This window comes from Ancylobacter rudongensis, from assembly GCF_900100155.1.
Lineage (GTDB): Bacteria > Pseudomonadota > Alphaproteobacteria > Rhizobiales > Xanthobacteraceae > Ancylobacter > Ancylobacter rudongensis.
The window spans coordinates 342,869-356,195 of record NZ_FMTP01000003.1; the positions used below are offsets into that span (position 1 = coordinate 342,869).

The 13,327-nt window shown below is 71.4% G+C and carries 12 protein-coding genes; 7 read left to right on the forward strand and 5 right to left on the reverse strand.

The window, feature by feature from the left end:
- Window positions 1-73 precede the first annotated feature (73 nt).
- The 5 genes from BLO63_RS09740 (at window position 74) to BLO63_RS09760 (ending at window position 5,337) form a co-directional block, all read left to right on the forward strand.
- Window positions 74-808 carry a phosphoribosylanthranilate isomerase gene (locus BLO63_RS09740; protein WP_091440404.1) on the forward strand — a complete coding sequence of 245 codons (735 nt, stop codon included), beginning with the start codon at window positions 74-76 and terminating at the stop codon, window positions 806-808.
- A complete protein-coding gene (gene trpB, locus BLO63_RS09745; RefSeq protein ID WP_091439650.1) occupies window positions 805-2,037 on the forward strand; it encodes a tryptophan synthase subunit beta in 1,233 nt (410 codons plus the stop codon). The genes BLO63_RS09740 and trpB overlap by 4 nt, the downstream gene beginning before the upstream one ends.
- Entirely contained in the window at window positions 2,034-2,873 is an 840-nt protein-coding gene (gene trpA / locus BLO63_RS09750; protein ID WP_091439652.1) for a tryptophan synthase subunit alpha, read from the forward strand. The genes trpB and trpA overlap by 4 nt, the downstream gene beginning before the upstream one ends.
- Before the next feature lie 135 nt (window positions 2,874-3,008).
- Window positions 3,009-3,980 (forward strand): acetyl-CoA carboxylase, carboxyltransferase subunit beta, encoded by a 972-nt coding sequence (gene accD / locus BLO63_RS09755; protein ID WP_091439655.1) that lies wholly within the window; start codon window positions 3,009-3,011, stop codon window positions 3,978-3,980.
- A gap of 7 nt (window positions 3,981-3,987) precedes the next feature.
- A complete protein-coding gene (locus BLO63_RS09760; RefSeq protein ID WP_091439657.1) occupies window positions 3,988-5,337 on the forward strand; it encodes a bifunctional folylpolyglutamate synthase/dihydrofolate synthase in 1,350 nt (449 codons plus the stop codon).
- Window positions 5,338-5,573: 236 nt separating this feature from the next.
- Here BLO63_RS09760 and infC read toward each other — a convergent pair whose 3' ends face one another.
- Window positions 5,574-6,098, reverse strand: a complete 525-nt coding sequence (infC, locus tag BLO63_RS09765) for a translation initiation factor IF-3 (RefSeq protein ID WP_018388620.1) — start codon at window positions 6,096-6,098, stop codon at window positions 5,574-5,576.
- 324 nt (window positions 6,099-6,422) lie between these two features.
- Between infC and BLO63_RS09770 the strand changes: the two genes are divergently transcribed.
- Complete coding sequence (locus BLO63_RS09770) at window positions 6,423-7,214, forward strand: alpha/beta hydrolase (RefSeq protein ID WP_091439659.1); 792 nt, start codon at window positions 6,423-6,425, stop codon at window positions 7,212-7,214.
- Between the two features lie 36 nt (window positions 7,215-7,250).
- On the opposite strand, the gene rsmD is transcribed toward BLO63_RS09770, so the two are convergent.
- Entirely contained in the window at window positions 7,251-7,811 is a 561-nt protein-coding gene (gene rsmD / locus BLO63_RS09775) for a 16S rRNA (guanine(966)-N(2))-methyltransferase RsmD (protein ID WP_091439662.1), read from the reverse strand.
- An 11-nt stretch (window positions 7,812-7,822) separates the two neighbouring features.
- Window positions 7,823-10,177, reverse strand: coding sequence for a pseudouridine synthase (locus BLO63_RS09780; RefSeq protein ID WP_091439665.1), 2,355 nt, complete (start codon window positions 10,175-10,177; stop codon window positions 7,823-7,825).
- An 87-nt stretch (window positions 10,178-10,264) separates the two neighbouring features.
- Here BLO63_RS09780 and BLO63_RS09785 point away from each other — a divergent pair, with 87 nt between their 5' ends.
- The gene (locus BLO63_RS09785; RefSeq protein WP_091439667.1) at window positions 10,265-10,756 is read left to right on the forward strand and encodes a nucleoside deaminase; all 492 of its coding nucleotides are present in this window, start codon (window positions 10,265-10,267) and stop codon (window positions 10,754-10,756) included.
- A 54-nt stretch (window positions 10,757-10,810) separates the two neighbouring features.
- Here the strand turns inward: BLO63_RS09785 and BLO63_RS09790 are convergent, their stop codons facing one another.
- A complete protein-coding gene (locus BLO63_RS09790) occupies window positions 10,811-11,800 on the reverse strand; it encodes a patatin-like phospholipase family protein (protein WP_091439670.1) in 990 nt (329 codons plus the stop codon).
- Between the two features lie 115 nt (window positions 11,801-11,915).
- Entirely contained in the window at window positions 11,916-13,181 is a 1,266-nt protein-coding gene (purD, locus tag BLO63_RS09795) for a phosphoribosylamine--glycine ligase (RefSeq protein ID WP_091439673.1), read from the reverse strand.
- Window positions 13,182-13,327 lie beyond the last annotated feature (146 nt).

Here is a 13,327-nt window from a genome sequence, read left to right on the forward strand (position 1 = left end):
CGCGCCGTTCTCGGCGATGCCCTCGCGTCAGGGGGCGGTTCCGTGCTAGGTGGCTCTCTTCATGGAGGCGGCCTTGTCGCTTGAGATCAAAATCTGCGGGCTCAGCACCGCCGAGACGCTGGAGGCGTCCCTCGGCGCGGGTGCGGACATGGTGGGCATGGTGTTCTTCGCCCCCTCGCCGCGCCATGTGGACTTCGCCACCGCCGCCACCCTTGGCGCGCAGGCGCGCGGGCGGGCGCAGATTGTCGCGCTCACCGTCGATGCCGACGACGCCACCCTCGCCGCCATTCTCGACGCGCTGCGCCCCGACATGTTCCAGCTGCATGGCCATGAGACGCCGGCGCGCGTCGCCGCCATCAGGGCGCGCTTCGGCCTGCCTGTGATGAAGGCGCTCGGCATCGCCTCAGCCGAGGACCTTGCCGCGCTGGCCGCCTATGAGGGCGTGGCCGACCGGCTGCTGCTCGACGCCAAGCCGCCTAAGGGCGCCGTGCTGCCCGGCGGCAATGGCGTGACCTTCGACTGGAACCTGCTCGCCGGCCTTGACCTCGCCCGGCCCTTCATGCTGTCAGGCGGGCTCGACCCGGAAAACGTCGCGAGCGCGGTGCGGCTCATCCATCCGCCCGGTCTGGACGTATCCTCCGGTGTCGAACGTGGACCCGGCATCAAGGACCCGTCCCGCATCGAAGCCTTCCTGCGCGCCGCGCGGGCGGCCGAGGCGGAAGGCGGGGCCCGCCGACCCACCGGCGACACACCCGCTGGCGCCAAGCCGACGCCGCCTTCACCTGCCAGAGAGACGAGCCCGTCGTGAACGCTCCCAATTCCTTCCGCACCGGCCCCGACGACAACGGGCATTTCGGCCTCTTCGGTGGTCGTTTCGTTGCCGAAACGCTCATGCCGCTGATCCTCGACCTGGAGACGGCCTATAATGAGGCCAAGGCCGATCCCGCCTACAAGGCGGAGATGGATGCCGGGCTGAAGCACTATGTTGGCCGCCCCAGCCCGCTCTATTACGCCGAGCGCCTGACCGAGCATCTGCGCGCCGGCGCCCCGGCGGGCATGGGCGCCAAGATCTATTTCAAGCGCGAAGAGCTGAACCACACCGGCTCGCACAAGGTGAACAACGTCCTCGGCCAGATCCTGCTCGCCCGCCGCATGGGCAAGAAGCGGATCATCGCCGAGACCGGCGCCGGCCAGCACGGCGTCGCCACCGCCACGCTGTGCGCCCGCTATGGGCTCGAATGCGTTGTCTATATGGGCGCCGTGGACGTCGCCCGGCAGGCGCCGAATGTGTTCCGCATGAAGATGCTCGGCGCCAGCGTCGTGCCGGTTCAGTCCGGCTCGAAGACGCTGAAGGACGCGATGAACGAGGCGCTGCGCGACTGGGTGACGAACGTCAGCGACACCTTCTACTGCATCGGCACGGTGGCCGGCCCGCACCCCTACCCGGCCATGGTGCGCGACTTCCAGAGCATCATCGGCACCGAGACCCGCGAGCAGATGCTGGAAATGGAGGGCCGCCTGCCGGACAGCCTGATCGCCTGCATCGGCGGCGGCTCCAATGCCATGGGCCTGTTCCACCCCTTCCTCGACGATCCCGGCGTGCGGATCTTCGGCGTCGAGGCTGCCGGCCATGGCATTCCCTCCGGCCAGCATGCCGCCTCGCTCACCGGCGGGCGCCCCGGCGTGCTGCACGGCAACCGCACCTATCTCTTGATGGATGGCGACGGCCAGATCGCCGAAGCGCATTCGATCTCGGCCGGCCTCGACTATCCCGGCATCGGGCCGGAGCATTCCTGGCTGCACGACACCGGCCGCGCCACCTACATCTCCGCCACCGATGACGAGGCGCTGGCCGCCTTCCAGCTGGTGGCGAAGCTTGAGGGCATCATCCCGGCGCTGGAGCCGGCGCATGCGCTGGCCAAGGTCGCCGATCTCGCCCCGACCCTGCCGGACGACCATCTGATGGTGGTCAACCTCTCCGGCCGTGGCGACAAGGACATTCCGCAGGTGGCGGACATTCTGGGAACGAGCCTATGAGCACCCGCATCGAGACGCGCTTTCGCGCCTGCGCCGCCGAGGGGCGCGCCGCGCTCGTCACCTTCGTCACCGCCGGCGACCCCGATTTCGACACCTCGCTGGCGCTGCTGAAGGCGCTGCCGGCGGCGGGCGCCGACATCATCGAGTTCGGCGTGCCCTTCACCGACCCGATGGCCGACGGCCCGGCGATCCAGGCGGCGGGGCTGCGCGCGCTCGCGGCCGGGCAGACGCTGGCCAAGACGCTGGCGATGGTGAAGACCTTCCGTGCGGACGACGACACCACGCCCGTGGTGCTGATGGGCTATTACAACCCGGTCTATGTCTATGGCGTCGAGCGCTTCCTCGCCGATGCCAAGGCGGCCGGCGTCGACGGCCTGGTGGTGGTCGACCTGCCGCCGGAAGAGGATGACGAGCTGTGCCTGCCGGCGCTGGCGGCCGGGCTCGACTTCATCCGCCTCGCCACCCCGACCACCGACGACAAGCGCCTGCCGGCGGTGCTCAAGCACACGGCGGGCTTCGTCTACTACGTCTCCATCACCGGCATCACCGGCATGGCGCAGGCCGATCCCACGGCGGTCGGCACGGCGGTGTCGCGGATCAAGCGCCACACCGCGCTGCCCGTCGCCGTCGGCTTCGGCGTGAAGACGCCCGAAAGCGCCGCCGCCATCGCCGCCAATGCCGATGGCGTGGTGGTCGGCTCGGCGCTGATCGACGCGCTGCGCGCCACGCTCGACAGCGAGGACCGGGCGACGCCGGCGACGCTTCCCGCCGTCACCGACCTGGTCGGCCGGCTGGCCGAGGCGGTGCGCGGCGTGCGCCGCCAGGCGGCGGAATAGGCGGCGCGCCCGCAAGGCGCGCGGCGGAATCGCTGTTGCGCCTTTTCATCGCCCTTCTGCGGCATTAGATGAGGGGCGGCCGGCGGCAGGGAAACCCTGTCGCGGGCCGCCGCGCCACCGTCCGGAGCCCGACCGTTGAACTGGATCTCGAACGTCGTCCCCAAGCTGAGCTCCTTCCTGAACCGCCGGGAAGTGCCGGAGAATCTCTGGGTGAAGTGCCCGGAGACCGGGCAGATGGTGTTCCACAAGGATCTGGAGGCGAATCTCCACGTCGTCCCCGGTTCCGGCTTCCACATGCGGATGGAACCGGCGGCGCGGCTGCGCTCGGTGTTCGACGGCGGCAAATGGTACGACATCGCCCTGCCGGCGGTTCCCATCGACCCGCTGAAGTTCCGCGACGAGAAGCGCTATGTCGACCGGCTGAAGGACGCCCGCACCAAGACCGGCGCGCAGGACGCGGTGAAGGTCGGCTATGGCAAGCTGGAAGGCCTGCCCGTCACCGTGGCGGTGCAGGATTTCGGCTTCATGGGCGGCTCGCTCGGCATGGCGGCGGGCGAGGCGATCGTCACCGGCCTTGAGACCGCCGCCTCGCGCGGCACCCCCTTCATCATGTTCGCCTCGTCAGGCGGGGCGCGCATGCAGGAAGGCATCCTCTCGCTGATGCAGATGCCGCGCACCACCTGCGCCATTCAGGAACTGCGCGAGGCCAAGCGCCCCTATATCGTGGTGCTGACCAACCCGACCACCGGCGGCGTCACCGCCTCCTACGCCATGCTGGGCGACATCCAGATCGCCGAGCCGGGCGCGCTGATCGGCTTCGCCGGCCCGCGCGTCATCGAGCAGACGATCCGCGAGAAGCTGCCCGAGGGCTTCCAGCGCGCCGAATATCTGCGCGACCACGGCATGATCGACCTGGTCGTCCACCGCCACGAGATGCGCGCCACGCTGGCCCGGCTCTGCCGCCTGCTGATGCGTGCCCCGGCGCCCGCCCCGCTTGCCGATCAACCCAAGGCGCCGCCGGCCACGCCTTCCGAGGACGCGGCGTCGGGCGAGGCCCCGGCCCTGCCGGCATCCGCGCCGAAAAGTGCCGCTCCCACGAGCGCCTGAGGCCCCCATGACCGCGCTTCCCGCCGCCGGCCCCGGCCCCATCGAGGGGCCGCTGCGGCCGGTGGACGCCATTTTCGACCGCCTGCTGGCGCTGCACCCGAAGCTGATCGACCTGTCGCTCGACCGGATGTGGCGGCTGCTCGACCGGCTCGGCCATCCCGAGCACCGGTTGCCGCCGGTCATCCACGTCGCCGGCACCAATGGCAAGGGGTCCACCGTCGCCTTCATGCGGGCGATCCTGGAAGCCGCCGGCAAGCGGGTGCATGTCTACACCTCGCCCCATCTCGTGCGCTTCAACGAGCGCATCCGCCTCGCCGGCACGCTGGTGGACGATGCACGCCTCACCCAGGCGCTGGCGCAGGCGGAAGAGGCCAATGGCGGCGAGCCGATCACCTTCTTCGAGATCACCACGGCGGCGGCGCTGCTGCTGTTCGCGCAGGTGCCCGCCGACATCCTGCTGCTGGAAGTCGGCCTCGGCGGCCGGCTCGACGCCACCAATGTGATCGACAAGCCGCTGGTGAGCGTCATCACCCCGGTCTCGATCGACCATGTCGATTTTCTCGGCGAGACGGTGGCGGAGATCGCCGGCGAGAAGGCCGGCATCCTCAAGCGCGGCGTGCCGGCCGTGCTCGGCCACCAGCCGCGCGAGGCGCTGGCGGCGATCGAGCGGCAGGCGGCCCGGCTCGGCGTGCCGCTCTCGGTGATGGGCGAGCACTACCAGGCGCATGAGGAGGGCGGCCGGCTGGTCGTCGCCGACGAGGCCGGGCTGATGGACCTGCCGCGCCCGCGCCTTGTCGGGCCGCACCAGATCGTCAATGCCGGGCTGGCGGTGGAAGCGCTGCGGGTGGCCGATCTCGGCCTGCCGGCCTACGCCTTCGAGGAGGGCATGCGGTCGGCGCAGTGGCCGGCGCGGCTGCAGCGGCTCGGCCCCGGCCCGCTGACCCAGCGGGCGCCCGAGGGCGTCGATATCTGGCTCGATGGCGGCCACAACGCCGCCGGCGGGCAGGCGCTCGCCGCCGCGCTGGCCGATCTGGAAGACCGGGTGTCGCGGCCGCTGGTGCTGGTCGTCGGCATGCTGGGAAACAAGGACGCGGACGCCTTCCTGGCGCCGTTCGCCGGGCTCGCGCGCGAGCTGGTGGCGGTGCCGGTGCCCGGCGAGCACAAGGGCGCGGCGCCGGAAGCGCTGGCGGAGGCGGCACGGGCGCACGGGCTCGATGCCTCGACCGCCCCGAGCGTCGCCGCCGCGCTGGAAGGGCTGGCGGCGTTTCCGGTGGGGGCGGCGCCGCGCGTGCTGATCGCCGGCTCGCTCTATCTCGCCGGCGCGGTGCTGGGCGAGAACGGCGCGCTGCCGGATTAGAGCGTTTTCGAGCGAATTGGATACCGGTTCGCGTGAAGAAAACGCGACAAAACAAAGAACTAGATCAACACACGCCGAGACAGAACAGCGGCGCACGACGCGGCGGCCTCGCCCGTCGTCGCGGGGCATCATGGCCGGGCGTCACCCGGCCATACGCGGTCTGGTTCGTGCCGGAAGACGAGAATCCCCGGGCCAGGCCCGGGGATAGACGCTCCTGATCGAGGGGCCGGCGCGCGTCAGCGCGGCGCCAGAACCATGATCATCTGACGGCCTTCCAGCGAGGGCTCGGCCTCGACCTTGGCAATGGTCGCCAGCTCTTCCTTCACCTTGTTCAGCAGCTTGTAGCCCAGCTCCTGATGCGCCATCTCGCGACCGCGGAAGCGCAGGGTGATCTTCACCTTGTCGCCTTCCTCGAAGAAGCGGTGGATGGACTTCATCTTCACCTCATAGTCATGGGTGTCGATGCCGGGGCGAAGCTTGATTTCCTTGATCTCGACGACGTGCTGCTTCTTGCGCGCCTCGTTGGCCTTCTTCTGGTTCTGGTATTTGAACCGGCCATAGTCGAGAATCTTGCAGACCGGCGGCGCCGAATTCGGGGCGATCTCGACGAGATCGAGACCGGCCTCCTGCGCCATCGCGATCGCGTCGCGCGTGAGCACGACACCGAGGTTCTGCCCCTCCTGATCGATGAGCTGAACTTCGCGGATGCGGATGTCTTCGTTGACGCGCGGACCGTCCTTTTCCGGCGCGACGGGTCTCATGGGGCGACGAATGGCGTCTTCTCCTCTGCCATTTCAGATAGTAGCGTTTTCTCCGCGCCTCGAAGGTCGCCGGCCGGCTGATTTCCGCGCGCGTAAAACGGTCGCAGAAGATCGTGACAAACCCGGCAGAAGTCAACGGCGTGACGGCCGCGATCGCATGTAATTACGCATGCCAGCAGCACTTACCCGCCCTGGAGCTCCGTCCTGCTGTTCGCGCGCGATCCCTGGCTGTAAGCCAAGATGGCGCGGCCGGGGCGAATCGCAAGAGGCTGGCGCCGCGCGGCACGCGCACCGCACCCGCCGATGGTTGAGGAAGGACCCTTGATGAACCACCCCGCCGACACCGACGACGCCCCCCACTTTCTCACCGTCGGCGACGACGCCAGGGCCATCGCGGTGCGCGTCACCCCGGGCGTTTCGACCGCCGAAAAGCCGGGCGTCCTGTGGTGCGGCGGCTTTCTCTCCGATATGCGCGGCAGCAAGGCGCAGGCGCTGGCCGCATGGGGCGCGCGCACCGGGCGGCGCATCGTGCGCTTCGACTATTCCGGCCATGGCGAATCGGCCGGCGCCTTCGAGGACGGCACGATCTCGCGCTGGGCGCAGGACGCGCTCGCCGTGCTCGACGCCGAAACGACAGGCCCGCAGATCGTCGTCGGCTCCTCCATGGGCGGCTGGATCGCGCTGCTGCTGGCGCGGGCGCGGGCGGCGCGGGGCGAGACCGGCCGGCTCGCCGCGCTGGTGCTGATCGCCCCGGCGCCCGATTTCACCGAGGAGCTGATGTGGAAGGCGATGCCGGAGGAGGTGCGCGCCACGCTGCTGCAGGAGGGCCGCTGGGTGCGCCCGTCGGAGTATGGCCCCGGGCAGGTCATTACCCGGGGGCTGATCGAGGACGGGCGGGCCAACCTCGTGCTCGGCGCGCCCTTCGCGGTCGGCTGCCCGGTGCGGATCCTGCAGGGCGTCGCCGACCCGGATGTGCCCTGGCAGCACGCGCTGCGCCTCGTCAGCTGCCTGGCCGAGGACGATGTGGTGCTGAGCCTGATCAAGGACGGCGACCACCGCCTGTCGCGGCCCGAAGACATTGAGCGCATCCTGGCGGCGGTGGCGGAAGTGGGGTGAGCCGGGCGCCGGCACGCCGGCCGGTCGCGGCCGGCTTCAGCCGCCCGGCGCCCGCAGGAAGATGATCTCGCTGCTGTCGTAGCGGCGGCGCTCCAGTTCCTCGAAGCCCTCGGGGGCGGCGAAGGCGGCCTCGACCGATTCCTCCACCACAACAAGCGCGCCGGGCGCCAGCCAGCGGCCCGCCAGCGCGCCCGCCACCGCCTTCTCGGCGAGGCCGCGCCCATAGGGCGGATCGCAGAAGACGAGGTCGAAGGCGTCGCTGGCGAACGCCTCGCCGAGCTTGGTCGCGTCGCGGCGGAAGATGCGGGTGATGCCGGCGACGCCGAGCGTCTCGACATTGGCGCGGATCAGCCCGCGCGGCTCCGGCGCCTCATCGACGAACACCGCCAGCTTCGCCCCGCGCGACAGCGCCTCCAGCCCCAGCGCGCCGGTGCCGGCGAACAGGTCGAGCACGCGGGCGCCGTCCGCCGCGTCGCCATAGGCATGGGCGAGCACGTTGAACAGCGCCTCGCGCAGCCGGTCCGAGGTCGGGCGCGTGGCCATGGAGGAAGGGCCACGCAAGGTCCGCCCCTTGAAGCGCCCGCCGACGATCCGCATCGGCCGGCCCGTCAGCTACGCGGCGGACGCCCAGGCTTGCCGCCTGAAGGCCGTCCACCCGAAGGCTTGCCACCTGAAGGCTTGCCACCTGAAGGCCTGCCACCGGCCGGCTTGCCGGCGAAGGGCTTGCCACCCGACGGCTTGCCACCGAAAGACTTGCCGCCTTCCGGCCGGCTGCCGGGCTTGCCGAACGGCTTGCCGCCGGACGGGCGCCCGCCGGGCTTGTCGGCGAAATTCTTGGCGCCATAGCTCTTGCCGCCGCCACCCGCCGGCCGGTCACCGAAGGAACGGCCGCCGGACGGGCGATCGCCGCGCGGGGCGCGGTCGTCGCGGTCCTCGCGGGGCGGGCGCGCCGGCCGGTCGTCGCGGGAACGGAACGGACGCTCCCCTTGCGGACGTGCGCCCTCGGGACGCTCGCGGCGGGCGGGGCGCTCCTCGCCTTCCGGCCGGGGACGGAAGGAACGGGCGGGTCGCTCGCCCTCCGGGCGCGGCGTGCGCTCGCGGAACGGACGCTCGCCTTGCGGGCGCGCGCCCTCGGGGCGTTCGTGGCGGGCGGGGCGCTCCTCGCCCTCCGGCCGGGGGCGGAAGCTGCGCGACTGCTCGGACTTCACCCGGCCGCTATAGGGCCGGCTGGTGCCGGCGCCACGGAAGGAGCGCCCGCCTTCGGGACGCTCCGGCCGGGCCGGGCGTTCGCCGCGCTCGGGACGCTCGCCACGCGGGGCCTCGGAATCGCTGCGGGGGCGGAAGCTGCGCGCACCCTCGGGACGCGGGGCGCGCTCGCGGAACGGGCGCTCGGGGCGCTCGCCACGCTCCGGCCGATCACCACGCTCGGGACGCTCGCCGCGCGGGGCCTCGGAATCGCTGCGGGGGCGGAAGCTGCGCGCACCCTCGGGACGCGGGGCGCGCTCGCGGAACGGGCGCTCGGGGCGCTCGCCACGCTCCGGCCGATCACCACGCTCGGGACGCTCGCCGCGCGGGGCCTCGGAATCGCTGCGGGGGCGGAAGCTGCGTTCGCCGGCCTCGCCCTCGCGCTCGACGCGCGGACGGGCGGGGCGCGGGCCGCCGACCTTGCGGTCGCGGCTGGAGGCGCCGGCCCGGGCGGGCCGCTCGCCGAACGGGCGATCCTCCCGGGCGGGGCGGGCCTCACCGGCCTCGGAAGCCTGATCCGGGCGCTTGCGGAAGGTGCGCTCGCCGCCGCGTTCGCCGCTGGCGGCGGCGGGGCGCTTGCCGGTGCGCACGTTGGCGCGCTCCTCGTCACGGCGGGCGCGTGCGGGGCGGGCGGGCGCGTCCTCGGGCGGGGCTTCGGTGGAGCGCACGCGCTGCACCAGTACCTTGCGGCCCTTGCGGTCGGCAACGACGCCGGCCGTCACGCTCTTGCCCTCGCCCGGCTCGGTGTCGATCGGCAGGCGGCGGTGGCGGTCCTCGGTGCCTTCCGGCTTGGCGTAGCGCGGCTTCGCCGCTCCCTTCGCCGCCCCCTTGGCGCCCCCCTTGGTGGCACGGGCGGGCGCGTCGTCCTCGGCATGGTTGAACAGCGGGCCGTCGAAATCGGCGCCGGCGGCCTTGGACAAGGCCTCGCCGAGCTGGTCGGCGAGGATGCGGGTGCGCACTTCCTCGGCCTCGCCCTGCGGCAGCTCGCCGAGCTGGAACGGACCATAGGAGAGGCGGATCAGCCGGTTCACGTCGAGGCCGAGCGAGCCGAGCACATTGCGCACTTCGCGGTTCTTGCCCTCACGCAGCGCCAGGGTCAGCCACACATTGGCGCCCTGCACGCGGTCGAGCACCGCCTCGATCGGCCCGTAATGCACGCCCTCGACAGTGATGCCGGCGATCAGCGCGTCGAGCTTGTCCTGGGTGATGTCGCCCTTGGCGCGCACGCGGTAGCGGCGCAGCCAGCCGGTTTCCGGCAGCTCCAGCACCCGCGAGAGCCCGCCATCATTGGTGAGCAGGATCAGGCCCTCAGTGTTGAGGTCGAGCCGGCCGACGGAGACGAGGCGCGGCAGGCCGGCGGGCAGGATCTCGAACAGGGTCGGGCGGCCTTCCGGGTCGAAATTGGTCGTCACCACGCCCTTGGGCTTGTGGTAGAGGAACAGCCGCGTGCGCTCCTTCTCCGGCAGCTTCACGCCGTCGACGGTGATCTCGTCCTCGGCGGTGACGGTGCGGGCGGGGCTTTCCAGCACCTCGCCATTCACCGCGACACGGCCGGCCAGGATCCATTCCTCGATCTCGCGGCGCGAGCCGAGCCCGGCGCGGGCCACCACCTTGGCGATGCGTTCCGCCTCGCGCGGGCCCGCCTCCTCCGGCGCGGCCGGGCGGGCGGCGCGGGGAACGCGGTTGACTTCCTTGCGGGGCGGCGTGTTTTTGGGCATGGGGATTGATCCGGTCTCCGGGCGGCGGGTGCTAGCATGTCCTGCGGGGGGATGCGAGCTTTTGGCGAGCTTTAGACGAGTAGAGCCTTGACGAGCGACGATTCCGACGCGGCAGGCGCCGGCAGCGGGCGGGCGCGCCGCGATTTCATGCGGCTTGCCCTCAGTGAGGCGGCGCGCGCCGCCGCCCGTGGCGAGGTGCCGGTGGGCGCGGTGCTGGTGAAGGACGGCACGGTGCTGGCCGCCGATGGCAACCGCACCCGCGAACTTTCCGACCCCACCGCCCATGCGGAAATGCTGGTCATGCGCGCGGCGGCCGTCCGTCTCGGCAATGATCGGCTCACCGACTGCGATCTCTACGTCACTCTGGAGCCCTGCACCATGTGCGCGGGCGCGATTTCCTTCGCCCGGCTGCGCCGGGTCTATTACGGCGCGGCCGATCCCAAGGGCGGGGCGGTGGAAAGCGGCGTGCGCTTCTTCGCCCAGCCGACCTGCCACCACCGGCCGGACGTCTATGGCGGCCTGGGCGAGAGCGAGGCGGCGAGCCTGCTGCGCGGCTTCTTCGCCGGGCGGCGGGAGTAGGGCGGCCCCCGGCGAAACGGGAGCCGGATTCGCGCCCGGAACCGGCGATGGGTCTTAGCCGAGCACCGCCTCCAGCCGACGCTTCACCTCGTCCTTGACCGGCTCGGCCGCTTTCAGGATGGCGGCGGCGCGGAAGAAGTCGAGCACGCGGAAATCATTCACATTCGGGCGGATCAGGATATCCGGCGCCCCCGATTTCAGCTTCTCGCCGACGATCGAGGAGGCCATGATCTGCAGCGTGGCGAACATCGCCTCGAACGGGGCGGGCACGCCGCGCATCTCGGTGCCGTGGCCGCCGGTGATGTCGACCGCGATCACCACATCGGCCCGCGTGCGTAGCAGGTCGAAGGGCAACGGGTTCACCGCCCCGCCATCGACTAGGGTATGGCCCTCCAGCTGCACCGGGCGGATGAGGCCGGGAATCGCCAGCGAGGCCGCCACCGCCGGGCGGATCGCGCCGCTGGCGAAGGTGCGCTCGCAGCGCTCCCAGTAATCGGTCGCCACCACCTGCAGCGGAATCGACAGTTCCTCGAAGGTCTCCGGGACCGCCTCCGGCAGAAACCCGCCGATGAAGCGCTCGGCGTCGATCAGCACCGGGTTGCCGAGGCCGGCGCCGAACAGATCGGAGATGCGCCCCACCCGGGCGGCAAGCAGGCGCTTCATCACCTCGCCGCGGTTCTTCAGCGTGTGGGTGACGAGGTGGCGGATGTCGCGCGCGGGCATGCCGGCGGCATAGACGCTGGCGAACAGCGCACCGATCGAGGCTCCCGCCATGGCGGTGGGGCGCAGGCCAAGATCGTCCAGCGCCTCCAGCACGAGAATATGCGACAGCCCGCGCGCCCCGCCCGAGCCCAGCGCGACGCCGAGCGTCGGCACCCGGTGCGCCGGCGCGCCCGGCACGGTGCCGCCGGCCGAGGAGATGACGGCACCGGCCGCCGCTTCCCCGGCCACCGGGGAGGAGGGCGGGGGAGGCGCCGGCGGGAGGTCGCTTGCCGGCGGGCGCCGACGTCGGCCAGAAGTGGAATCATCCATGGTTTCGCCCATGCACTTCTTCTGCCACGGGCCCGCGGCATTTGTTTGAACATGGGCATGCCCGCGCGGGGACGCCAGAGAGGGCGGCCCGCAATCGACGCGGCGGCAGGGCTTTTCAGCCCTCGGCTTACTCGCCCAGCGCCCGCCAGGCGATGTCGCGGCGGCAGAAGCCTTCCGGCCAGTCGATGCGAGCGATGGCGTCATAGGCGCGCTCGCGCGCCTCGGCGACATTGCCGCCGAGCGCGGTGACGGTCAGCACCCGCCCGCCATGGGCGAGGATGGAATCGCCCTCCCGGCGGGTGCCGGCATGGAACACCTTCACCCCGGGAATGGTCTCCGCCGCCTCCAGCCCGCCAATGCGCGAGCCCTTGCCATAGGGGCCGGGATAGCCCTTCGTCGCCATCACAACGGAAATTGCCGCGTCGGGCTTCAGCGCGACCGGCTGGTCCTCCAACCGTCCGGTGGCGACGGCGGCGAGCAGCGGCAGCAAATCGCCCTCCATCCGCATCATCAGCACCTGGCATTCAGGATCGCCGAAGCGGACATTGTATTCGATCAGCTTCGGCCCCTCGCTGGTGATCATCAGCCCGGCGAACAGCACGCCGCGAAACGGGCTCGCCGCATCGGCCAGCGCGCGCGCGGTCGGCTTGACGATCTCGTGGAGGGTGCGCCGCTCCATCTCGGCGGTGAAGACCGGGGCGGGCGAATAGGCGCCCATGCCGCCGGTGTTCGGCCCCTCGTCATTGTCGAAGGCGCGCTTGTGGTCCTGCGCCGAGCCGAAGGGCAGCACGGTCTCGCCATCGACCAGGCAGAAGAACGAGACTTCCTCGCCGTCGAGGAATTCCTCGATCAGGATTTCCGTCCCCGCCCCGCCCATGGCGAACACCTCGTCGACGCCGGCCAGCGCCTCCTCCAGCGTCATCGCCACGATCACGCCCTTGCCGGCCATCAGGCCGTCGGCCTTGAGCACGATCGGCGCGCCGTGGTGCTGGACGAAGGCGCGGGCGCCTTCCACATCGGTGAAGCGGCCGAAGGCGGCGGTGGGAATGGCGTGCGCCTTGCACAGTTCCTTGGTGAACAGCTTGGAGCCTTCCAGCTGCGCCGCCACCCGGCGAGGGCCGAACACGGCGATGCCCTCATTGATCAGCCGGTCGGCGATGCCGTCCACCAGCGGCGCCTCCGGGCCGACGACAACGAGGTCGATCTTCTCGGCCAGGCACAGGGTGACGATGGCGTCGTGGTCGTCCAGCGGCACGCTGTCGAAACAGGTGGCGAATTCGGCGATGCCGGGATTGCCGGGCAGCGCGAAGAAGGCGCCCATCAGCGGGCTCTGCGCCAGCTTCCAGGCGAGCGCATGCTCGCGGCCCCCTGAGCCGAGCAGAAGAACATTCATGCGGCAACCTCGATCTGCGCGCCCCGGCGGGCGCCTCGCTGAGCGTTTCGCCTAAACGTTCGGGCGGCGGGGAGCAAGGGGGAGCGGCGTCCCACGCCCGTCATCCCGGCTGCAGGCGTAGCCGGAGCGCCGGGATCGTCCACCGG